Origin of the sequence: Pseudomonas sp. CP-1 (assembly GCF_021213715.1) — a bacterium.
Classification (GTDB): Bacteria; Pseudomonadota; Gammaproteobacteria; order Pseudomonadales; family Pseudomonadaceae; genus Pseudomonas; species Pseudomonas aeruginosa.
Genome location: NZ_JAJQKY010000004.1, coordinates 159,231 through 179,776 on the forward strand (window position 1 = coordinate 159,231; position 20,546 = coordinate 179,776).

Here is a 20,546-nt window from a genome sequence, read left to right on the forward strand (position 1 = left end):
TCTCACTGCGGACGGGCGGCGACGACGATCATTTCCACCCGCCAGCGCGGGTCGATCAACTCGGCCAGGCTACAGGCGCGGGTCGGCGCCCGGCCTTCGGGAAACCACTGGTCCCAGACCTGGTTGAGACCGGCGTAGTCCTCGCGGTGGGCGAGCAGGATGCGTACCGAGAGCACCTGGCCGCGGTCGCTGCCGACGCTCTGGAGCAGCCGGTCGATGTTCTCCAGGACCTGGCGGGTCTGGTCCTGGATGTCACCGCTGGGATCGTCGGCGACCTGGCCGCCGATGTAGAGGGTGTTGCCGTGCAGGGCCATTTCGGCCCGGCGTTTGACGACTTCGAAGCGTTCGATATGCATGAGGGTTTCCCTGGCTTGAAAAGACGCTGGTGGCGCGGCGGGCGCGCCGGAGTCAGGAGCGGATCGGGCGGAAGTCCCCCAGGCTGGGGATGTTCCTGTGGCCTTTCACGACACCGTCGGGTCGGCTGTTCCAGTGCGGGAGGAGCACCGCGGTGGCGATCAGGGCGGCGACGGTGAAGCCGATGAACACCGTGTAGGTGTCGAAATAGCCGGGCAGCAGGCCACCGAGGATCGCGCCCACCGAACCGCAGCCATTGACGAAGCCGGAGGCGGTGCCGGCGGCCTCGCCGGTGCCGAAGTCGATGGCGGCGGAGCCGCAGATCATCGAGTCCGGGCCGTACAGGGTCAGTCCCATCATGAACAGCAGGCCGACCACTATCGGAATGCTGCCGGTGGTCATCGCCGGGACGAACAGTGCCAGGCAGACGGTCAGCGCCAGCAGGCTGATCACGCAGGCCGGCATGCGCCGTGCGCCGAACAGCTTGTCCGAGGCGAAGCCGATCAGGATCGGGCCGAGCAGGCCGGCTACCTCGAAGGCGGTGGGAACGATCGCCGCGCCGACCTTGCCGAGCGCCGGCATGCGTTCGTAGACGATCACCGGTCCCCACAGGAGGATCGCGTAGCGCGCCGGCTTGAGCAGGAAGTAGGCCAGGCCGAGGCAGAGCACCGTGCGGTTGCGCACCACCTTGGCGAGTACCTGCAGGCTGCCGCCGTTGCCGCCTTCCGGCCTGAAGCCGGCATAGCGCACGGCCTCGCTCGCGACCTGCGGTTCGACGGGTGGATGGCCGACGTCCTCCGGGCGGTTGCGCTGCAACAACAGGAACAGCAGGGCCACGCCGCCGACCACCGCGGCGCTGGAGTAGAACGCCGCGTGCCAGGTACCGAACACGCTGTACGCCCACCAGCCGGCGAACGGCGAGGCGACCAGGCCGCCGAAGGCGTAGCAGGTGCTCCACAGGCCGAGCACCCGACCGCGTTCGTGGGTGGCGAAGAAACTGCCGATGTTCTTGCACAGCCCCGACCAGCCGGTGGACTGCGCCAGTCCCTGGACCACCATGCAAGTGGCGAAGATCGGCAGGGTGGCGAAGGTGCCCATGACCAGCGCGGCCAGTGCGGAGATCAGCAGGCCGCCGAACACCACGATGCGTGGGCCGAAGCGGTCGGCCAGCACGCCCCAGGTGAACTGGCCGACGGCATAGGCGGCGAGATAGATGGCGTCGAGATCGGCCATCGCCATCTTGTCCAACTGGAAGCCCGGATCTTCGGCGATGCCGAGCTTGGCGACGGAAAAGGCCTTGCGGGTGAAATAGAAGGCGGCGTAGGCCAGCCAGGTGATCGCGAATATCTGCAGGCGCCAGCGCTGGAAGCTGGACACGGGAGAGGACGGCAGCGCCGTCCCGGGACGTTGATTCATGGTTCTGACCTCGATCTTGTTATCGGTGCCGGCAGGTGTGAGGGGAACACGCCTTGTTGTTGTTCTGATGAGCACTTCCGCACCGCCATGTCGCGGTGCCTGGTCAGAGGGATCTGGAGTCGGCTTCACCTCCTGGGTAAGGGTTGCGGATGCCCAGGCAGGGGCTGGCTGCCGAGGCGCTGGCGCGCTGTGGTGAAGCGATGGAAACAATTCCGGATAAATAAATGAAATCGATTTATCAAATTTTAAATATAAGTTTTACTTGTTTGTCCGTAGGCCTGGCGCGGCGTGGGTCGAGGAAGTTGACCGAACGGTCATCCCCGTGTGCGCCGCCCATGGCGCGGAACCCCTTGTCCTGCCTGGAGTGGTGAAGGTCCATGTCGGTATCCCATGCGCAGTTGAAGGCTTTCCATGCAGTCGCCGTGTACGGCAGCTTCACGCGCGCCGCCGAGCGCCTGTTTCTCACCCAGCCGGCGGTTTCCGACCAGGTGCGCAAGCTGGAGGAGCGTTACGGCGTGCTGCTGTTCCACCGTAACAAGCGCTCGGTGCGCCTGAGCGAACTGGGCGAGCGCCTGCTCGCGGTGACCCAGCGGCTGTTCGCGATCGAGGCAGAGGCGGAGGAGCTGTTGTCCGCCTCCAGCGCCCTGCAGACCGGCACCCTGACCCTGGCGGTGGATGCGCCGGTGCACGTATTGCCGCAGATCGCGCGTTTCTGCGAGCGCTATCCGGGCATCGCGGTGCGGGTGGAGACCGGCAATACCGACGAGTCTCTGCAGCGACTGTTCAGCTACCAGGCCGACCTGGCCCTGTTGGGCCGGGACGTCAGCGACGAGCGGTTGCTTTCGCTGACCCTGCGCAACGACCCGATCGTCGCCTTCGTTTCGCTCAGCCATCCGTGGGCCGGGCGCGAGTCGATCCGCCTCGCCGATCTCGACGACATGCCGCTGGTGCTGCGCGAGCAGGGCTCGGTGACCCGCCAGACCCTGGAGGAGGAGATGAGCCGCGCCGGCCTGCGGATCCGCCCGGCGATCCAGGTCGAGGGCCGCGAGGCCTCGCGCGAGGCGGTGGTGGCGGGGATCGGCGTGGGGGTGGTGTCGGCCGCGGAGTTCGGCGCCGACACGCGGGTCCATGCGCTGCCCATCGTCGATTGCCAGCGACGCCTGACCGAGACCCTGGTGTGCCTGCGCGAACAGCGCTCGCGGCGGATCGTCGAGACCTTCCTCGACCTGGTCGGCGAGGACCTGTCGGCGCCGAGCTAGGGCGCGGCTTCGCGCAAGCGAAAAAAAGCCCGGCGGATGCCGGGCCTCGAAGTCGTGCTGGCGGGCACTCAGGCCTGCTTCTGTTCCTGCTCCAGGGACCTGTCCAGCTCGCGGCAGGCGCGCTGGATCATCACCTCGGTGATCGGGATTTCCCGGCCCTGGGCGTCGATGATGGCGCCACCGCTGTGCTGCTGCGTATTGAAGGGGATCACGCGGCGCTTGGCGGTATCGGTGTGTTGCGAATTCATTGCCCGTCTCCTCATCAGGTTTATCGGCAGTCTAGGGAGCGCAGATGAAACCGCCGTGACAAACGGCGGATGTCGTGCCGCTCCAACGCGAAAGCCATGGACCATAGCAATCTTGCAGCCGGCGTGCCAGCTTGCCGGCTACCGCTGGGTTTTTCTGGTTATAGTGGTCCGACCGGTGTGGGCGCCCTGGAGTTCGCCCGAGGATGAGTATGGACATGTTTCGCCTGGGATTGGTGGTCAATCCCCTGGCCGGGCTGGGTGGCCCGGTCGCCTTGAAGGGCAGCGACGGGGTGGCTGCCGAGGCCCTGGCCAGAGGCGCCGAACCACGTGCGCTGGAGCGCACCCGGATAGCCCTGGAGTGCCTGTTGCCGCTGGTCGAGAAGATCGAGTTCCTGACCTTTCCCGGGGCCATGGGCGGCGAGTTGCTCGAGCGCATGGGCTTCCGCCATCGCCTGCTCGGCGAGTGGCAGGGAGCGGTCAGCAGCGCGGCGGATACCCGGTTGGCGGTCGAGCGTTTGCAGGAGGCCGGCGTCGCCCTGATCCTGTTCGCCGGTGGTGATGGCACAGCACGGGATGTTGCCGGGGTGGTGCGCGAGCAACAGCCGGTGCTCGGCATTCCGGCCGGGGTGAAGATCCACTCCGGGGTCTATGCCGTCAGTCCGCGCGCGGCCGGAGAATTGGCCAGGCGCCTGGTCGAGGGCGGCCTGGTGCGCCTGGCCAGCGGCGAGGTGCGCGATCTCGACGAAGAGGCGCTGCGCGCCGGCCGCGTCGCCGCGCGTTGGTACGGCGAGATGACGGTGCCGGAGGAGGGCCACTTCATGCAGCACGTGAAGCAGGCAGGGATGGAGTCCGAGGAGTTGGTGCTGGTGGACCTCGCCGATTGGCTGGCGGAAAGCTGGGAAGACGGCGTGCGTTATGTGCTCGGACCGGGCTCGACCCTGCATGGCCTGGCGCGCAACCTCGGCCTGGAAACCACCCTGCTGGGCGTCGACGTGCTGGAGAATGGCGCGGTGCTCGCCCGCGACGTCGACGAGGCGCGGCTGTTCGAACTGGTGGACGGTCATCCGGCGTTCCTGCTGGTCACCGCCATCGGCGGCCAGGGCCACGTGATCGGTCGCGGCAACCAGCAGATCAGTCCCCGGGTGTTGCGCGCCATCGGCCTGGAGCGCATGCGGGTGGTCGCCACCAAGCGCAAGCTGGGGACCCTCGGGGGCCGCCCGTTGCTGGTCGACAGCGGCGACCCGGCGCTGGACGACAGCTTCCCGGACGCCATCCGGGTCTGGGCCGGCTACAAGGAAGAACTGCTGTATCCGCTGGGATACGCGAAGGACCAGGACGCGCCCGCGGGCGCCTAGGAGGAAAGGATGGACAAGGACGTATCCGGCGCGTTGCGCCGCCTGTTGCTGCTCGCCATGCTCGGACTGCCACTGGCGGCGGCCGCTGCGGTCGAACCGCAGCGACTGGTGGATGCGGCGCGTGCCCAGGTGGGCGTGACCCTGGGCTACGACCCGGCCTACCGGCAACTGGACTATCCGGGCGGCGACGTGCCGCTGCAGACCGGGGTCTGCACCGACGTGGTGGTCCGTGCGCTACGTGGACAGGGGCTGGACCTGCAGAAGGCGGTGCACGAGGACATGCGTCGCCACTTCGCGGCCTACCCGCAGCAATGGGGGATGAAAGGCACCGACCGCAACATCGATCACCGCCGCGTACCGAACCTGATGACCTGGTTCAGCCGCCAGGGCCTGGCACTGACGCCGAGCCGCGACGCCTCCGCCTACCGGGCCGGAGACATCGTCGCCTGGCGCCTGGACAACGGCCTGCTGCATATCGGCGTGCTTTCCGATCGCAGGCTGGAGGGCAGGCCGCTGGTGTTGCACAACATCGGTGCCGGCGTGCGGGAAGAGGACCTGCTGTTCCGCTACCAGGTCATCGGCCACTACCGCTTCCCGCAGGGCTGAATGGGCTAGGCAAGCCGCTCCGGCGGCGGATGAGCGTACCGATCCCTCCGCCGCCGCTGGACGGCGGGCAAGAAAAAACCGGCCTGCGGCCGGTTTTCCTGTCTGCCCGGGCTCAGCGGTATTCGCAGAGGTAGGCGGTGTCCTGGGCGACCTTGAGCTGGAACTTGCTGTTCGCCGGGACGGTGAACTGGCTGCCGCTGGCGTATTCCTGCCACTCGTCGCTGCCCGGCAGCTTGACCGTCAGCGCGCCGGCGACCACATGCATGATCTCCAACTGGCTGGTGCCGAATTCGTATTCGCCTGCCGCCATCACGCCGATGGTGGCCGGGCCGGCGGTCATGTCGAAGGCGATGGATTTGACGGTGCCGTCGAAGTATTCGTTGACCTTGAACATGGGCTTCTCCTGAAGGGGTGAACAGGCGGGTTTGAAAAGGCCCGCCAGTATGCCCAAGCCTCGGAAAGGCGTCACTAGGCGGCGCGGGCCTCGTTCAATGCTCCACCGGCAATACCAGCGGCAGCAGCCGTGCGGTATTGCGGGCATCCTCCAGGGCGCGGTGCTGCTGGCCCTGGAAACTCATCCCGGCCAGTTGCAGGGCCGCGTTCAGGCCGACCGGGCGGGGCAGCTGGCGGACTTCGCCGAAGCGTTGCTTGAGATTGACGTGCGGCACTTCGCTGAGCTGGCTGGTCAGCCCGTGCTGGCGCCATTCCTGCTCCAGCTGGCGGCGGTCGTAGTCGCCCCAGCTGGCCCAGCCGGCCAGTCGCGGACGATGCTGGGCGAGCCAGCGCTCGAAGGCTTCCCAGACCGTGTCGAGATGGGCGGCGCCATCGACGTTGGCCTGGCTGATATGCGTGAGGTCGCGGCAGAAGTGGGTCAGCAGCGGCCGCCTGACCGGTCGTACGAAACGCTGGAAGTGGTCCAGTTCGCGGGCGTCCGCGGCGGCGACCAGGGTGGCGCCGATCTCGATGATTTCCATTTCCTCCAGGGGCCAGCCGCCTTCCGCGGTAGTGGCCTCCAGATCGATTACCAGCCAGTGAGGCATCGGAGCTATCCATACCAGGGTCCGCGCTGAGTATGGCGGGGCTTCCGGACCTCGGCAAACCGCTGTGCTAGGCTGCGGGATCGGATTTCGAGGAGATGACGGAATGACTGCGGTCGCATTTCTCGGCCTGGGCACGATGGGCTACCCGATGGCCGGGCACCTGCAGCGCGAGGGCTATCACGTCTGCGTCTACAATCGCTCGTCGGCCAAGGCGCTGCGCTGGGTCGAGGAGTACGCCGGACGATACGCCGATACGCCGCGCGAGGCCTGTGCCGGCGCCGAACTGGTGTTCTGCTGCGTCGGTAACGACGACGACCTGCGTGCCGTGGCGCTGGGCGAGCAGGGCGCCTTCGCCGGAATGGCGCCGGGCAGCCTGTTCGTCGACCACACCACCGCTTCGGCGGAAGTCGCCCGCGAGCTGTCGCTGCTGGCTGCCGAGCGTGAGCTGGGCTTTCTCGACGCGCCGGTCTCCGGCGGCCAGGCGGGCGCGGTCAACGGCGCCCTGACGGTGATGGTCGGTGGCGAGGAGGCCTTCTATCGACGCGCCGAACCGCTGCTGCGCAGCTATGCGCGGATGGTCCGGCGAATGGGCGACGTGGGTAGCGGGCAATTGACCAAGATGGTCAACCAGATCTGCGTCGCGGGGCTGCTCCAGGGCTTGGCCGAGGCGCTGCACTTCGCCCAGTGCGCCGGTCTCGACGGCGAGGCGGCGATGCAGGTGATCGGCAAGGGCGCGGCCCAGTCCTGGCAACTGGAAAACCGCCACCAGAGCATGCTGGCCGGAGAGTTCGACTTCGGCTTCGCCGTGGACTGGATGCGCAAGGACCTGTCGATCCTGCTCGCCGAGGCGCGACGCAACGGCGCGCAGTTGCCGGTCACGGCGCTGGTCGACCAGTTCTACGCCGAAGTGCAGGCGATGGGCGGCGGTCGTTGGGATACCTCCAGCCTGATCGCCCGGCTAGGTTCGTGACGCGGCTCAGGCGCGGAAGATGAAGTACACCGCGCCGAGCAGGCACAGGCCGGCCCAGAGGTAGTCCAGTTTCAGCGGCTGCTGCATGAAGTAGACGCTGAACGGGACGAAGACCGCCAGGGTGATGACTTCCTGCATGATCTTCAGTTGGCCGACCGAGAGTTCGGTGTAGCCGATGCGGTTGGCCGGCACCTGCAGCAGGTATTCGAACAGCGCGATACCCCAGCTGATCAGGGCGGCGATGATCCAGGGCTTGCTGTTGAGGGTCTTCAGGTGGCCATACCAGGCGAAGGTCATGAACAGGTTGGAGCAGGCTAGCAACAAGGCGGTTTGCAGCCAGACAGGCATGATGGATGGGCTCCGGAGGGCTGGGACGGCGCAGCCTAATTGGCTGCGGCGATAAAACCAAGTGGGCAGGCATCGGTCGGTAGGGGTTGGTGCTCGGAAAAGGATGAAAGGTATGCGGTTGCACAAGCGCTCGCTGGTCTGGGGGCTCGCGCTGAGCGGGCTGGCCGTCGTGCTGGCGGCCGCCTGGTGGGCGAGCCAGGCGTCGCGGGAGCCGGCTCTGTGGAGCGAGCTGCGGGTGCCGCCGGCGTTTGCCATCCCGCGCGATTTCGACCTGGGCGAATACCGCTTGAGCTGGGGCGGCAAGAGCCTCGCCCTGTCAGTGGCGGGTAGCGCCCGGCCGCCGTTGTGGGAGAGCGAGGGCGGTTTTCTCGGGGCCGGGCGGGAAAGCGCCGGTCGCCTGCAGTTGCGCTGCCAGGAGCAGAGCCTGGAGAGCTTCGAGCTGGTCGGTCGACGCTTGTCCCTGAAGGGGCACCTGCGCTGCGCCGATGGCCGGCTCAGCGCCTACGAGCTGTCGTTCGAGCCGCGCCAGGGCGGCGTGGAGGTGCGCGTCGCGCTGGCGGACAGCGAGCTGAACCGGGTCGCCCTGTCCTGGCGGCGTGGAGCGGGGGAGCGCTTGTCCGGTATCGTCGATGACGAGGCGGAAGGTCGCTCCTGGGTCTTGCCGGCCGGGGTCGCCGGCTACTGGAGTTCCGCTGGCAACGCCTTCCTCGGCCACTCGATGGCGGCGCAATCCCTCGACCTGCGCGAGCCGGGCCGGGTGCAATGGCGGGCTGCGACCGAGTCGGCCAGGGCCTGGCTGTTCGCTGCCGGCAACCGCGAGCAGTGGCAGCTTCGTAGCGCGCGTCTCGAGGCGGAAACGCGCCGCTGATCCGCCGGGCTTGGCGGCGGCCTGGCCGGTCCGTATTCTTTGCGCCCGTTCCGGACGGCTGTCCTGGCCGCTCCTCTGCCAACTTTCGGGCGAGATCCTTCCCATGCAATGTAGAGCCGGCTGCGGCGCCTGCTGCATAGCACCGTCGATTTCCTCTCCGCTGCCGGGCATGCCGGCCGGCAAGCCCGCGGGCGTACGCTGCCTGCACCTGGACGAAAACCATCTCTGCGGGCTGTTCGGCCGACCGGAGCGACCGGCCGTATGCGGCCAGTTCGGCGCCGATCCGGAAATCTGCGGCGACAGCCGTGAGCAGGCGCTGGCCCTGATCGCGGAGTGGGAAGTCATCACTGCCGCTTGAACGGGTTGGAAGTCTGGCTGTCTCACGCCATACTGCTGCGCATCCTGCGCCGAAGGCTCAGGATCGCGGCTTGCAGGGCGTCGACCGCCCGGCCGGCGAACCGAAAATAACCATAAAGAGAGGAACAGGAACGATGCGTGGCATTTTGCGTATGACCGTGCTGGCTGCCGCAGTGTTCGGGGTGGCCGGCAATGCGCTGGCCGAAGACTGGAAGCTGGCCAAGGACGAGGATGGCGTGAAGGTCTACCTCAGCAGTGTCCAGGGCTCCAAGTACAAGGCTTATCGCGGCGTTACCGACATCAAGGCCGACGTGGCGACCATCGAGGCGCTGCAGGAGGACGTCAAGGGTTCCTGCAAGTGGATCCATGCCTGCGCCGAGATGAAACTCCTGAAGCAGGAAGGCGCCGACGCCTGGACCTACTCGAAGATCGACATGCCCTGGCCAGTTACCGGTCGCGACGTGGTCATCCATGTCACCACCGAGAAGACTGCGGATGGCACCGTGATCCGTCACCTTAAGGCCGATCCGACCTATATCCCCGAGGAAAAGGGCCAGATCCGCGTGCCCAAGCTGGTCGGCGAGTGGAAGTTGCAGCCGAAGGGGCAGGGCGTGACGGAAGTGACCTACCAGGTGGAAACCGAGCCGGGTGGCAGCATTCCTTCCTGGTTGGCCAACAGCTTCGTGGTCGACGCGCCGCTGAACACCCTCAAGGGCCTGCGTAGCGCCGCCGAGAAGCGCTGAGCGCGCCTTCGTTGCAAAAAGACCGCCTCCGGGGCGGTTTTTTTGTGTCCGGAGGAAAGGGGAGGGCACAAAAAAGGCTGCCGAAGCAGCCTTTCTCGCCAGGCGTGACGGGTTTCAGCCGCGATCCTTGAGGGCGGTGAAGTCGCGCTGGGTGTGGCCGGTATAGAGCTGGCGCGGGCGGCCGATCTTATAGGGACCGGAGAGCATTTCCTGCCAGTGCGAGATCCAGCCGACGGTACGCGCCAGGGCGAAGATCACGGTGAACATGCTGGTCGGAATGCCGATCGCCTTGAGGATGATCCCCGAGTAGAAGTCGACGTTCGGGTACAGGTTGCGTTCCACGAAGTAGGGGTCGTGGCGGGCGATTTCTTCCAGCTTCATCGCCAGTTCCAGTTGCGGGTCGTTGATGCCCAGCTCCTGGAGGACCTCGTCGCAGGTCTGCTTCATGACCTTGGCGCGCGGGTCGAAGTTCTTGTAGACACGATGGCCGAAGCCCATCAGCTTGAACGGATCGTTCTTGTCCTTGGCCTTCTCGACGAACTTGTCGATGTTGGACACGTCGCCGATCTCGTCGAGCATGCGCAGCACCGCTTCGTTCGCGCCGCCATGGGCCGGTCCCCACAGGGCGGCGATGCCGGAGGCGATGCAGGCGAACGGATTGGCGCCGGAGGAGCCGGCCAGACGCACCGTGGAGGTGGAGGCGTTCTGCTCGTGGTCGGCGTGGAGAATGAAGATGCGGTCCATGGCCTTGGCCAGCACGGGGCTGATCGGCTTGGTCTCGCAGGGGGTGTTGAACATCATGTGGAGGAAGTTTTCCGCGTAGTTCAGGTCGTTACGCGGATACATCATCGGCTCGCCCTTGGAGTACTTGTACACCATGGCGGCGATGGTCGGCATCTTGGCGATCAGGCGATGCGCGGAGACTTCGCGATGCTTCGGGTTATTGATGTCCAGGGAGTCGTGGTAGAAGGCCGAGAGGGCGCCGATCACGCCGCACATCACGGCCATCGGGTGGGCGTCGCGGCGGAAGCCGTTGAAGAAGGTCTTCAACTGCTCGTGAACCATGGTGTGGTTCTTGATGGTGCCGACGAACTGTTCCTTCTGCGCGGCGGTGGGCAGCTCGCCGTTCAGCAGCAGGTAGCAGGTTTCCAGGTAGTCGGATTTCTCTGCCAGTTGCTCGATGGGGTAGCCGCGATGGAGGAGGACGCCTTTGTCGCCGTCGATATAGGTGATCTTCGACTCGCAGGAGGCGGTCGACATGAAGCCAGGATCGAAGGTGAAGTGGCCCGTGGCGGTGAGGCCCCGTACATCCACTACATCGGGACCCATGGTACCGGATAGGACGGGCAGTTCGACGGGGGCTGAGCCCTCGATGATCAACTGCGCTTTTTTGTCAGCCATGATGGCCTCCTATTTATGCTTGAAATCATCAGTACCCCCCACGCAGGGCCCGCACCACTATAGAGGGATAAATTCGAAAGTCAATTTGCGCGAATCCATGCCGTAGAGCCTTTCGTTGCGGGGTTTTCGCAGAAAAAGGGGGCTATTTACGCCTTTTATAAAAGGCCCGCAATCAACCATTTGGCGATGGGTGTTTTCGTTGTCATTAGTAGCCTAACTGTCTATACTCGGCGTCCGACCGCAAGGGGTATTCCTGGCCCGCTTTCATAGACGGTCGCCACTCCCTGGTGATGGGTACCTGACAAGTGCACTTCCCGACAACTAGCCCTGTTCGTTAGGGCTCTCAGTGTGAAAAAAGCCGTGAATAGCAAACGACCTGTAAACCTAGACCTAAGGACCATCAAACTCCCTGTCACCGCTTACACGTCCATTCTCCACCGTATCTCTGGCGTCATCCTGTTCCTCGGTATTGCCGTGCTGCTGTTCGCGCTCGACAAGTCGCTGAGTTCGGAAGAAGGCTTCGAGCAGGTGAAGGCGTGCCTGACCAGTCCCCTGGCCAAGCTGGTGATCTGGGGCCTGCTGTCTGCGCTGCTGTACCACCTGGTGGCCGGTGTTCGCCACCTGGTCATGGACGCTGGCGTCGGCGAGACGCTGGAAGGCGGTAAGCGTGGCTCCAAAATCGTCATCGCCATCGCGGTGGTGCTGATCGTTCTGGCGGGGGTATGGGTATGGTAACTAACGTCACAAACTTCTCGCGCTCCGGCCTCTACGACTGGATGGCTCAGCGCGTTTCCGCGGTCGTTCTCGCGGCTTATGTCATTTTCCTGCTGGGCTACCTCATTGCTCACCCCAACATTTCCTACGCGGACTGGCACGGCCTGTTCTCGCAGGGTTGGATGCGCATCTTCAGCCTGTTGACCCTGGTTGCCCTGAGCGTCCATGCGTGGGTCGGTATGTGGACCATCTCCACCGACTACCTGACTTCGATGGCTCTCGGCAAGGCGGCGACAGTCGTGCGTTTCCTCTTCCAGGCGGTTTGCGGCATGGCGATGTTCGCATTCTTCGTCTGGGGTGTGCAGATTCTTTGGGGTATGTGATCCATGGCTAGCATTCGTACACTTTCCTTTGACGCCATCATCGTCGGTGGCGGTGGCGCCGGCATGCGTGCCGCGCTGCAACTGGCCCAGGGCGGCCACAAGACCGCCGTGGTGACCAAGGTCTTCCCGACCCGTTCCCACACCGTATCCGCACAGGGTGGCATCACCTGCGCCATCGCTTCGGCCGACCCGAACGACGATTGGCGTTGGCACATGTACGACACCGTCAAGGGCTCCGACTACATCGGTGACCAGGACGCGATCGAATACATGTGTTCCGTCGGCCCCGAGGCCGTGTTCGAGCTCGAGCACATGGGCCTGCCGTTCTCCCGTACCGAAACCGGCCGCATCTACCAGCGTCCGTTCGGCGGCCAGTCCAAGGACTTCGGCAAGGGTGGCCAGGCCGCCCGTACCTGCGCCGCCGCCGACCGTACCGGCCACGCGCTGCTGCACACCCTGTACCAGGCCAACCTGAAGAATGGCACCTCGTTCCTCAACGAGTGGTACGCGGTCGACCTGGTGAAGAACCAGGACGGCGCGGTGGTCGGCATCATCGCCATCTGCATCGAGACCGGCGAGACCGTCTACATCCGTTCCAAGGCCGTGGTCCTGGCTACTGGCGGTGCCGGCCGTATCTACGCCTCCACCACCAATGCGCTGATCAACACCGGTGATGGCGTGGGCATGGCCCTGCGTGCCGGCGTGCCGGTGCAGGACATCGAGATGTGGCAGTTCCACCCGACCGGCATCGCCGGCGCCGGTGTACTGGTCACCGAAGGTTGCCGCGGCGAAGGCGGTTACCTGATCAACGCCCACGGCGAGCGCTTCATGGAGCGTTATGCGCCGAACGCGAAGGACCTGGCCGGCCGCGACGTGGTCGCCCGTTCCATGGTCAAGGAAGTCCTGGCCGGCAACGGCGTGGGCCCGAACAAGGACCACGTGCTGCTGAAGCTCGACCACCTCGGCGAGGAAGTCCTGCACAGCCGCCTGCCTGGCATCTGCGAACTGTCCAAGACCTTCGCCCACGTCGACCCGGTCGTCGCGCCGATCCCGGTGATCCCGACCTGCCACTATATGATGGGCGGCGTTGCCACCAACATCCATGGCCAGGCCATCACCCAGGACGCCAACGGCAACGACCAGATCGTCGAAGGCCTGTTCGCCGTGGGCGAAGTGGCCTGCGTATCGGTACACGGCGCCAACCGCCTGGGCGGCAACTCGCTGCTCGACCTGGTGGTATTCGGCCGTGCCGCCGGTCTGCACCTGGAAAAAGCGCTGAAAGAGGGCATCGACGCCCGCGGCGCTTCCGAGAGCGACCTGGAAGCCTCCTTCAAGCGCCTGAACGGCGTGAACGAGCGCACCAGCGGCGAAGAAGTCGCTCCGCTCAAGCGCGAGCTGCAAAGCTGCATGCAGAACTACTTCGGTGTGTTCCGCACCGGCGAGTACATGCAGAAGGGCATCGCCCAGCTGGCCGACCTGCGCGAGCGTATCGCCAACGTCAAGATCAACGACAAGAGCCAGGCATTCAACACCGCGCGCATCGAAGCGCTGGAACTGCAAAACCTCCTCGAGGTGGCCGAGGCCACCGCGATCGCGGCCGAGCACCGCAAGGAGTCCCGTGGCGCCCACGCCCGTGAAGACTTCGAGGAGCGCGACGACGAGAACTGGCTGTGCCACACCCTGTACTTCCCGGGTGAGAAGCGCGTATCCAAGCGTTCCGTCAACTTCGCGCCGAAGACCGTTCCGGCATTCGAACCCAAGGTTCGGACTTACTAAGGGTGCCCGCCATGTTGCAAGTGAGTGTTTATCGTTACAACCCCGACAAAGATGCTGCGCCGTACATGCAGGATTTCCAGGTCGACACCAACGGCAAGGACGTGATGGTCCTCGACGTGCTGGCGCTGATCAAGGAACAGGACGAGGGCTTCTCCTACCGTCGTTCCTGCCGTGAAGGCGTCTGCGGCTCCGATGGCATGAACATCAACGGCAAGAACGGCCTGGCCTGCATCACCCCGCTGTCGGCCGCCGGCCTGAAGGGCGGCAAGCTGGTGATCCGTCCGCTGCCTGGCCTGCCGGTCATTCGTGACCTGGTCGTGGACATGAGCATCTTCTACAAGCAATACGAGAAGGTGAAGCCGTTCCTGCAGAACGATACGCCGGCCCCGGCCATCGAGCGTCTGCAGACCCCGGAAGAGCGCGAGAAGCTGGACGGTCTGTACGAGTGCATCCTGTGCGCCTGCTGCTCGACCTCCTGCCCGTCCTTCTGGTGGAACCCCGACAAGTTCCTCGGTCCGGCCGCACTGCTGCAAGCCTATCGTTTCCTGGCCGACAGCCGTGACACCAAGACCGAAGAGCGCCTGGCTTCGCTGGACGACCCGTTCAGTGTGTTCCGCTGCCGCGGAATCATGAACTGCGTGAACGTTTGCCCGAAGGGTCTGAACCCGACCAAGGCGATCGGCCACGTGCGTAATATGCTGCTGCAGAGCGGAACCTGATCCTCTCGCAGTTGTTATATGAGTTGTACCTAGCAACACCTGTGGCGCCGGAGTTCTTCCGGCGTCGCAGCAACTAAGCGGGCCAAGCTCACAAAGCCATGGCCCAGATTTGAAAAATATGACCAGCAGGGGCATCCGGGCTGGTACCCGGACTATCTGCGGGATCTGTAGTGGCCATACCGATGTCGCTGCCTGAGGACTTCGGAGCCTTCAAGGTTTCGCCAGGTGGTTGTCCCCTTACCGAGGGTGACCTAGCATGCACGAAAGCGTAATGCAGCGGATGTGGAACAGTGCCCATCTATCCGGTGGTAACGCTGCCTACGTCGAAGAGCTCTACGAGCTCTACCTGCACGACCCTAACGCTGTGCCAGAAGAGTGGCGCACGTATTTCCAGAAGCTTCCCGCCGATGGTAATCCCGCCCCCGACGTCTCGCACTCCACAGTGCGCGATCATTTCGTCCTGCTGGCCAAGAACCAGCGCCGTGCCCAGCCGGTTTCCGCCGGTAGCGTGAGCAGCGAGCACGAGAAGAAGCAGGTCGAAGTCCTTCGTCTCATTCACGCTTACCGTCTCCGCGGCCACCAGGCTTCCACCCTCGACCCGCTCGGCCTGTGGCAGCGTCCCGCGCCTGCCGACCTGTCGATCGACCACTACGGTCTGACGGGTGCCGACCTGGACACCACTTTCCGCACCGGTGAGCTTTACATCGGCAAGGAAGAGGCGACCCTGCGTGAAATCGTCGACAGCCTGAAGAGCACCTATTGCGGTACCTTCGGCGCCGAGTTCATGCACATCGTCGATTCCGAGCAGCGCAAGTGGTTCCTCCAGCGCCTGGAAAGCGTGCGTGGCCGTCCCGGCTTCTCCGCCGAGGCGCGTGCGCACCTGCTCGAGCGCCTGACCGCGGCCGAAGGCCTGGAGAAGTACCTGGGCACCAAGTACCCGGGCACCAAGCGTTTCGGCCTGGAAGGCGGCGAAAGCCTGATCCCGATGGTCGACGAGATCATCCAGCGCTGCGGTTCCTACGGCGCCAAGGAAATCGTCATCGGCATGGCCCACCGCGGTCGCCTGAACGTCCTGGTCAACACCCTGGGCAAGAACCCGCGCGACCTGTTCGACGAGTTCGAAGGCAAGAAGATCGTCGAGCTGGGCTCCGGTGACGTGAAGTACCACCAGGGCTTCTCCTCGAACGTGATGACCAGCGGCGGCGAAGTCCACCTGGCGCTGGCGTTCAACCCGTCCCACCTGGAGATCGTTTCCCCGGTGGTCGAGGGTTCCGTTCGTGCCCGCCAGGACCGTCGCAAGGACAGCTCCGGCGACAAGGTGGTACCGATTTCCATCCACGGCGATGCCGCCTTCGCGGGGCAGGGCGTGGTCATGGAAACCTTCCAGATGTCGCAGACCCGCGCCTACAAGACCGGTGGCACCATCCACCTGGTGATCAACAACCAGGTCGGCTTCACCACCAGCCGCCAGGACGATGCGCGTTCCACCGAGTACGCCACCGACGTGGCGAAGATGATTCAGGCGCCGATCTTCCACGTCAACGGCGACGATCCCGAAGCCGTGCTGTTCGTCACCCAACTGGCCGTCGACTATCGCATGCAGTTCAAGCGTGACGTGGTCATCGACCTGGTCTGCTACCGTCGCCGTGGCCACAACGAGGCGGACGAGCCGAGCGGCACCCAGCCGCTGATGTACCAGCAGATCGCCAAGCAGCGTACTACCCGCGAGCTGTACGCCGACGCCCTGGTGAACGCCGGCGTGCTCAGCGCCGAGCAGGTTCAGTCGAAGATCGACGACTACCGCGACGCCCTGGACAACGGCCTGCACGTGGTGAAGAGCCTGGTCAAGGAGCCCAACAAGGAACTGTTCGTCGACTGGCGTCCGTACCTGGGCCATGCCTGGACCGCGCGTCACGACACCCGCTTCGACCTGAAGACCCTGCAGGAACTGTCCAGCAAGATGCTGGAAGTGCCGGAAGGCTTCGTGGTTCAGCGCCAGGTTTCGAAGATCTACGAAGATCGCCAGAAGATGGCGGCCGGTGGCCTGCCGATCAACTGGGGCTTCGCCGAGACCCTGGCCTACGCGACCCTGCTGTTCGAAGGCCATCCGGTACGGATGACCGGCCAGGACGTCGGCCGTGGCACCTTCTCGCACCGTCACGCGGTGCTGCACAACCAGAAGGACGACTCGGTCTACGTACCGCTGGCCAATCTGTTCGATGGCCAGCCGCGCCTGGATATCTACGATTCCTTCCTTTCGGAAGAGGCCGTGCTGGCGTTCGAATACGGTTTCGCCACCACCACGCCGAATTCGCTGGTGATCTGGGAAGCCCAGTTCGGCGACTTCGCCAACGGCGCCCAGGTGGTCATCGACCAGTTCATCACCAGTGGCGAAAGCAAATGGGGCCGACTCTGCGGCCTGACCATGCTGCTGCCGCACGGCTATGAGGGGCAGGGTCCGGAACACTCCTCCGCGCGCCTGGAGCGCTACCTGCAGCTCTGCGCCGAGCAGAACATCCAGGTCTGCGTGCCGACCACCCCGGCTCAGGTCTACCACATGCTCCGCCGTCAGGTGATCCGCCCGCTGCGCAAGCCGCTGGTGGTGATGACGCCGAAGTCCCTGCTGCGTCACAAGCTCGCCATCTCGACCCTGGAAGATCTGGCCAACGGTTCCTTCCAGACCGTGATCCCGGAAATCGACAGCCTGGATCCGAAGAAGGTCGACCGCGTCGTGCTGTGCAGCGGCAAGGTGTACTACGACCTGCTGGAGAAGCGTCGCGCGGAAGGCCGCGAAGATACCGCGATCGTCCGTATCGAGCAGTTGTATCCGTTCCCGGAAGACGACCTGGCGGAAGTTCTGGCTCCCTACAAGAACCTCAAGCACATCGTCTGGTGCCAGGAAGAGCCGATGAACCAGGGCGCCTGGTTCTGCAGCCAGCATCACATGCGTCGTGTCATCGCCGCGCACAAGAAGGGCCTCAATCTCGAGTACGCCGGCCGCGAAGGCTCCGCTGCTCCGGCTTGCGGCTACGCCTCGATGCACGCCGAGCAGCAGGAAAAACTGCTGCAAGACGCCTTTACTGTTTAACGCCTACGCGCTGAAGAAACCGAATTTAAGGAAACGCACACAATGGCTATCGAAATCAAAGCCCCAACCTTCCCGGAATCGGTCGCCGACGGCACCGTCGCCACCTGGCACAAGAAGCCGGGCGAAGCGGTCAAGCGTGACGAACTGATCGTCGACATCGAGACCGACAAGGTGGTCATCGAGGTTCTCGCCGAGGCTGACGGCGTGCTGGCCGAGATCATCAAGAACGAAGGCGACACCGTTCTGAGCAACGAGCTGCTCGGCAAGCTGAACGAAGGCGGCGCCGCCGCTCCGGCCGCTCCGGCTGCCGCTGCGCCCGCCGCCGCTCCGGCTGCCCAGGCCGCCGCTCCGGCCGCCGCTGGCGGCGACGACGCCATCCTGTCCCCGGCCGCGCGCAAGCTGGCCGAGGAGGCCGGTATCGATCCGAACAGCATCGCCGGCACCGGCAAGGGCGGTCGCGTGACCAAGGAAGACGTGGTCGCTGCGGTCGAAGCGAAGAAGAACGCCCCGGCCGCCCCGGCCAAGCCTGCTGCCCCGGCTGCCGAGGCGCCGATCTTCGCCGCCGGCGACCGTGTCGAGAAGCGTGTGCCGATGACCCGCCTGCGGGCCAAGGTCGCCGAGCGCCTGGTCGAGGCGCAGTCCGCCATGGCCATGCTGACCACCTTCAACGAGGTCAACATGAAGCCGATCATGGACCTGCGTTCGAAGTACAAGGACCTGTTCGAGAAGAAGCACAACGGCGTGCGCCTGGGCTTCATGTCCTTCTTCGTCAAGGCCGCCACCGAGGCGCTGAAGCGCTTCCCGGGGGTCAACGCTTCCATCGACGGCAACGACATCGTCTACCACGGCTACCAGGACATCGGCGTTGCCGTTTCCAGCGACCGCGGCCTGGTGGTTCCGGTACTGCGTAACGCCGAGTTCATGAGCCTGGCCGAGATCGAGGGCGGCATCGCCAACTTCGGCAAGAAGGCGAAGGAAGGCAAACTGACCATCGAAGACATGACCGGCGGCACCTTCACCATCTCCAACGGTGGCGTGTTCGGTTCCCTGCTGTCGACCCCGATCGTCAACCCGCCGCAGACCGCCATCCTCGGCATGCACAAGATCCAGGAGCGCCCGATGGCCGTGAACGGCCAGGTGGTGATCCTGCCGATGATGTACCTGGCGCTGTCCTACGACCACCGTCTGATCGACGGCAAGGAAGCGGTGAGCTTCCTGGTGGCGATCAAGGACCTGCTGGAAGATCCGGCTCGCCTGCTGCTGGACGTCTGATTTAGCGTTTCTCTTCACGGCGGCCCCCTCGTGGGGCCGTCCGGTTTCACCCGAATAAGGATTGAGATATGAGCCAGAAATTCGACGTGGTAGTGATTGGTGCCGGCCCCGGCGGTTACGTTGCCGCCATCCGCGCTGCCCAGTTGGGTCTGAAGACCGCCTGCATCGAGAAGTACATCGGCAAGGAAGGCAAGGTGGCGCTCGGCGGTACCTGCCTGAACGTTGGCTGCATCCCGTCCAAGGCGCTGCTGGACAGCTCCTACAAGTACCATGAGGCCAAAGAGGCCTTCAAAGTCCATGGTATCGAAGCCAAGGGCGTCACCATCGACGTTCCGGCGATGGTTGCGCGCAAGGCCAACATCGTCAAGAACCTGACCGGCGGCATCGCTACCCTGTTCAAGGCCAACGGCGTGACCTCCTTCGAAGGCCACGGCAAGCTGCTGGCCAACAAGCAGGTGGAAGTGACCGGTCTGGACGGCAAGACCCAGGTCCTGGAAGCCGAGAACGTGATCATCGCTTCCGGCTCCCGCCCGGTGGAGATCCCGCCGGCCCCGCTGACCGACGACATCATCGTCGACTCCACCGGCGCCCTGGAATTCCAGGCCGTGCCGAAGAAGCTGGGTGTGATCGGCGCCGGCGTCATCGGCCTGGAGCTGGGTTCGGTATGGGCCCGCCTGGGTGCCGAGGTGACCGTGCTGGAAGCCCTGGACAAGTTCCTCCCGGCTGCCGACGAGCAGATCGCCAAGGAAGCCCTGAAGGTCCTGACCAAGCAAGGCCTGAACATTCGCCTGGGCGCCCGCGTGACCGCTTCGGAAGTGAAGAAGAAGCAGGTCACCGTGACCTTCACCGATGCCAACGGCGAGCAGAAGGAAACCTTCGACAAGCTGATCGTCGCGGTCGGCCGTCGCCCGGTGACCACCGACCTGCTGGCCGCCGACAGCGGCGTGACCCTGGACGAGCGTGGCTTCATCTACGTCGACGACCACTGCAAGACCAGCGTTCCGGGCGTCTTCGCCATCGGTGACGTGGTTCGCGGCGCGATGCTCGCGCACAAGGCCTCGGAAGAGGGCGTGATGGTCGCCGAGCGCATCGCCGGCCACAAGGCGCAGATGAACTACGACCTGATCCCGTCGGTCATCTACACCCACCCGGAAATCGCTTGGGTCGGCAAGACCGAGCAGACCCTCAAGGCCGAGGGCGTCGAAGTCAACGTCGGCACCTTCCCGTTCGCCGCCAGCGGTCGCGCGATGGCTGCCAACGACACCACCGGCCTGGTCAAGGTCATCGCCGATGCGAAGACCGACCGCGTCCTGGGCGTCCACGTGATCGGCCCGAGCGCCGCCGAGCTGGTACAGCAAGGCGCGATCGGTATGGAATTCGGCACCAGCGCCGAAGACCTGGGCATGATGGTCTTCTCCCACCCGACGCTGTCCGAAGCCCTGCACGAAGCTGCCCTGGCGGTGAATGGCCATGCCATCCACATCGCCAACCGCAAGAAGCGCTGAGTGATCCGACGCCCCGGTTCACGCCAGGGGCGTCACAGCGACGCGGGACGCGTCGTCCGTCAGGCCAGGACAGGTTCCTGGCCTTGTCGGGTCCGGGTTCTGTAGAATCCACGGTTTGCCGCCT

General features: G+C 64.9%; 21 protein-coding genes. 14 read left to right on the forward strand and 7 right to left on the reverse strand.

Translation table 11 applies throughout. From position 1 onward, the window contains the following. Positions 1–2: 2 nt before the first annotated feature. Together LT948_RS10130 and LT948_RS10135 are read right to left on the reverse strand one after the other, a co-directional pair. A complete protein-coding gene (locus LT948_RS10130) occupies positions 3–356 on the reverse strand; it encodes a RidA family protein (RefSeq protein ID WP_003087359.1) in 354 nt (117 codons plus the stop codon). Positions 357–408: 52 nt separating this feature from the next. Then, a complete protein-coding gene (locus tag LT948_RS10135; protein WP_020750793.1) occupies positions 409–1,770 on the reverse strand; it encodes an MFS transporter in 1,362 nt (453 codons plus the stop codon). Between the two features lie 377 nt (positions 1,771–2,147). On the opposite strand from LT948_RS10135, the gene LT948_RS10140 reads away from it, so the two are divergent. Continuing rightward, positions 2,148–3,029 carry a LysR substrate-binding domain-containing protein gene (locus tag LT948_RS10140; protein WP_003132941.1) on the forward strand — a complete coding sequence of 294 codons (882 nt, stop codon included), beginning with the start codon at positions 2,148–2,150 and terminating at the stop codon, positions 3,027–3,029. Positions 3,030–3,097: 68 nt separating this feature from the next. Here LT948_RS10140 and LT948_RS10145 read toward each other — a convergent pair whose 3' ends face one another. Then, a complete protein-coding gene (locus tag LT948_RS10145; protein WP_003087367.1) occupies positions 3,098–3,277 on the reverse strand; it encodes a PA1571 family protein in 180 nt (59 codons plus the stop codon). 209 nt (positions 3,278–3,486) lie between these two features. On the opposite strand from LT948_RS10145, the gene LT948_RS10150 reads away from it, so the two are divergent. After that, the gene (locus LT948_RS10150; RefSeq protein ID WP_022580592.1) at positions 3,487–4,632 is read left to right on the forward strand and encodes an ATP-NAD kinase family protein; all 1,146 of its coding nucleotides are present in this window, start codon (positions 3,487–3,489) and stop codon (positions 4,630–4,632) included. Positions 4,633–4,641: 9 nt separating this feature from the next. Next, positions 4,642–5,238, forward strand: coding sequence for a DUF1287 domain-containing protein (locus LT948_RS10155; RefSeq protein WP_003087371.1), 597 nt, complete (start codon positions 4,642–4,644; stop codon positions 5,236–5,238). Positions 5,239–5,350: 112 nt separating this feature from the next. Here LT948_RS10155 and ppnP read toward each other — a convergent pair whose 3' ends face one another. Together ppnP and LT948_RS10165 are read right to left on the reverse strand one after the other, a co-directional pair. Next, positions 5,351–5,632 carry a pyrimidine/purine nucleoside phosphorylase gene (gene ppnP / locus LT948_RS10160; protein WP_003087375.1) on the reverse strand — a complete coding sequence of 94 codons (282 nt, stop codon included), beginning with the start codon at positions 5,630–5,632 and terminating at the stop codon, positions 5,351–5,353. 94 nt (positions 5,633–5,726) lie between these two features. After that, positions 5,727–6,278, reverse strand: a complete 552-nt coding sequence (locus LT948_RS10165) for an exonuclease domain-containing protein (RefSeq protein ID WP_003087377.1) — start codon at positions 6,276–6,278, stop codon at positions 5,727–5,729. A gap of 103 nt (positions 6,279–6,381) precedes the next feature. On the opposite strand from LT948_RS10165, the gene LT948_RS10170 reads away from it, so the two are divergent. Continuing rightward, positions 6,382–7,248 carry an NAD(P)-dependent oxidoreductase gene (locus LT948_RS10170; RefSeq protein WP_218816309.1) on the forward strand — a complete coding sequence of 289 codons (867 nt, stop codon included), beginning with the start codon at positions 6,382–6,384 and terminating at the stop codon, positions 7,246–7,248. Positions 7,249–7,254: 6 nt separating this feature from the next. Here the strand turns inward: LT948_RS10170 and LT948_RS10175 are convergent, their stop codons facing one another. After that, the gene (locus LT948_RS10175; RefSeq protein WP_003087393.1) at positions 7,255–7,596 is read right to left on the reverse strand and encodes a DMT family protein; all 342 of its coding nucleotides are present in this window, start codon (positions 7,594–7,596) and stop codon (positions 7,255–7,257) included. A gap of 112 nt (positions 7,597–7,708) precedes the next feature. On the opposite strand from LT948_RS10175, the gene LT948_RS10180 reads away from it, so the two are divergent. The 3 genes from LT948_RS10180 to LT948_RS10190 all read left to right on the forward strand — a co-directional run bounded on the left by LT948_RS10180 (position 7,709) and on the right by LT948_RS10190 (position 9,564). Next, on the forward strand, positions 7,709–8,464 hold the full coding sequence (locus tag LT948_RS10180) for a hypothetical protein (RefSeq protein ID WP_015503159.1): 756 nt from the start codon (positions 7,709–7,711) through the stop codon (positions 8,462–8,464). A gap of 103 nt (positions 8,465–8,567) precedes the next feature. Then, positions 8,568–8,822: a YkgJ family cysteine cluster protein gene (locus LT948_RS10185; RefSeq protein WP_003087397.1), complete on the forward strand. Its 255-nt coding sequence runs from the start codon at positions 8,568–8,570 to the stop codon at positions 8,820–8,822. 133 nt (positions 8,823–8,955) lie between these two features. Then, positions 8,956–9,564, forward strand: a complete 609-nt coding sequence (locus LT948_RS10190; protein WP_003104390.1) for an START domain-containing protein — start codon at positions 8,956–8,958, stop codon at positions 9,562–9,564. 114 nt (positions 9,565–9,678) lie between these two features. Here LT948_RS10190 and gltA read toward each other — a convergent pair whose 3' ends face one another. Continuing rightward, complete coding sequence (gene gltA, locus LT948_RS10195; RefSeq protein ID WP_003087400.1) at positions 9,679–10,965, reverse strand: citrate synthase; 1,287 nt, start codon at positions 10,963–10,965, stop codon at positions 9,679–9,681. Between the two features lie 348 nt (positions 10,966–11,313). On the opposite strand from gltA, the gene sdhC reads away from it, so the two are divergent. The 7 genes from sdhC to lpdA all read left to right on the forward strand — a co-directional run bounded on the left by sdhC (position 11,314) and on the right by lpdA (position 20,422). After that, entirely contained in the window at positions 11,314–11,700 is a 387-nt protein-coding gene (gene sdhC, locus LT948_RS10200) for a succinate dehydrogenase, cytochrome b556 subunit (RefSeq protein WP_003104388.1), read from the forward strand. Beyond that, complete coding sequence (sdhD, locus tag LT948_RS10205) at positions 11,694–12,062, forward strand: succinate dehydrogenase, hydrophobic membrane anchor protein (RefSeq protein WP_003104386.1); 369 nt, start codon at positions 11,694–11,696, stop codon at positions 12,060–12,062. Before sdhC ends, sdhD begins: the two co-directional genes overlap by 7 nt. A gap of 3 nt (positions 12,063–12,065) precedes the next feature. Then, the gene (sdhA, locus tag LT948_RS10210) at positions 12,066–13,838 is read left to right on the forward strand and encodes a succinate dehydrogenase flavoprotein subunit (RefSeq protein WP_003087407.1); all 1,773 of its coding nucleotides are present in this window, start codon (positions 12,066–12,068) and stop codon (positions 13,836–13,838) included. A gap of 11 nt (positions 13,839–13,849) precedes the next feature. Then, a complete protein-coding gene (locus LT948_RS10215; protein WP_003087410.1) occupies positions 13,850–14,557 on the forward strand; it encodes a succinate dehydrogenase iron-sulfur subunit in 708 nt (235 codons plus the stop codon). A gap of 256 nt (positions 14,558–14,813) precedes the next feature. Beyond that, entirely contained in the window at positions 14,814–17,645 is a 2,832-nt protein-coding gene (locus tag LT948_RS10220; RefSeq protein ID WP_003087413.1) for a 2-oxoglutarate dehydrogenase E1 component, read from the forward strand. A 42-nt stretch (positions 17,646–17,687) separates the two neighbouring features. Continuing rightward, positions 17,688–18,917, forward strand: a complete 1,230-nt coding sequence (gene odhB, locus LT948_RS10225; RefSeq protein WP_003114264.1) for a 2-oxoglutarate dehydrogenase complex dihydrolipoyllysine-residue succinyltransferase — start codon at positions 17,688–17,690, stop codon at positions 18,915–18,917. Between the two features lie 68 nt (positions 18,918–18,985). After that, on the forward strand, positions 18,986–20,422 hold the full coding sequence (gene lpdA / locus LT948_RS10230; protein ID WP_003087422.1) for a dihydrolipoyl dehydrogenase: 1,437 nt from the start codon (positions 18,986–18,988) through the stop codon (positions 20,420–20,422). The last annotated feature ends 124 nt before the right edge of the window (positions 20,423–20,546 follow it).

What these genes read in the sequence shown, in the direction of transcription:
- LT948_RS10190 (WP_003104390.1), top strand. Translation starts at nt 8,956, where the DNA reads ATGCGTGGCATTTTGCGTATGACCGTGCTGGCTGCCGCAGTGTTCGGG.
- LT948_RS10155 (WP_003087371.1), top strand. Translation starts at nt 4,642, where the DNA reads ATGGACAAGGACGTATCCGGCGCGTTGCGCCGCCTGTTGCTGCTCGCC.
- lpdA (WP_003087422.1), top strand. Translation starts at nt 18,986, where the DNA reads ATGAGCCAGAAATTCGACGTGGTAGTGATTGGTGCCGGCCCCGGCGGT.
- LT948_RS10150 (WP_022580592.1), top strand. Translation starts at nt 3,487, where the DNA reads ATGGACATGTTTCGCCTGGGATTGGTGGTCAATCCCCTGGCCGGGCTG.
- gltA (WP_003087400.1), bottom strand. Translation starts at nt 10,965, where the DNA reads ATGGCTGACAAAAAAGCGCAGTTGATCATCGAGGGCTCAGCCCCCGTC.
- odhB (WP_003114264.1), top strand. Translation starts at nt 17,688, where the DNA reads ATGGCTATCGAAATCAAAGCCCCAACCTTCCCGGAATCGGTCGCCGAC.
- LT948_RS10165 (WP_003087377.1), bottom strand. Translation starts at nt 6,278, where the DNA reads ATGCCTCACTGGCTGGTAATCGATCTGGAGGCCACTACCGCGGAAGGC.
- LT948_RS10140 (WP_003132941.1), top strand. Translation starts at nt 2,148, where the DNA reads ATGTCGGTATCCCATGCGCAGTTGAAGGCTTTCCATGCAGTCGCCGTG.
- LT948_RS10220 (WP_003087413.1), top strand. Translation starts at nt 14,814, where the DNA reads ATGCACGAAAGCGTAATGCAGCGGATGTGGAACAGTGCCCATCTATCC.
- LT948_RS10145 (WP_003087367.1), bottom strand. Translation starts at nt 3,277, where the DNA reads ATGAATTCGCAACACACCGATACCGCCAAGCGCCGCGTGATCCCCTTC.
- LT948_RS10215 (WP_003087410.1), top strand. Translation starts at nt 13,850, where the DNA reads ATGTTGCAAGTGAGTGTTTATCGTTACAACCCCGACAAAGATGCTGCG.
- LT948_RS10170 (WP_218816309.1), top strand. Translation starts at nt 6,382, where the DNA reads ATGACTGCGGTCGCATTTCTCGGCCTGGGCACGATGGGCTACCCGATG.
- LT948_RS10135 (WP_020750793.1), bottom strand. Translation starts at nt 1,770, where the DNA reads ATGAATCAACGTCCCGGGACGGCGCTGCCGTCCTCTCCCGTGTCCAGC.
- sdhA (WP_003087407.1), top strand. Translation starts at nt 12,066, where the DNA reads ATGGCTAGCATTCGTACACTTTCCTTTGACGCCATCATCGTCGGTGGC.
- LT948_RS10130 (WP_003087359.1), bottom strand. Translation starts at nt 356, where the DNA reads ATGCATATCGAACGCTTCGAAGTCGTCAAACGCCGGGCCGAAATGGCC.
- sdhD (WP_003104386.1), top strand. Translation starts at nt 11,694, where the DNA reads ATGGTAACTAACGTCACAAACTTCTCGCGCTCCGGCCTCTACGACTGG.
- LT948_RS10180 (WP_015503159.1), top strand. Translation starts at nt 7,709, where the DNA reads ATGCGGTTGCACAAGCGCTCGCTGGTCTGGGGGCTCGCGCTGAGCGGG.
- ppnP (WP_003087375.1), bottom strand. Translation starts at nt 5,632, where the DNA reads ATGTTCAAGGTCAACGAATACTTCGACGGCACCGTCAAATCCATCGCC.
- LT948_RS10185 (WP_003087397.1), top strand. Translation starts at nt 8,568, where the DNA reads ATGCAATGTAGAGCCGGCTGCGGCGCCTGCTGCATAGCACCGTCGATT.
- LT948_RS10175 (WP_003087393.1), bottom strand. Translation starts at nt 7,596, where the DNA reads ATGCCTGTCTGGCTGCAAACCGCCTTGTTGCTAGCCTGCTCCAACCTG.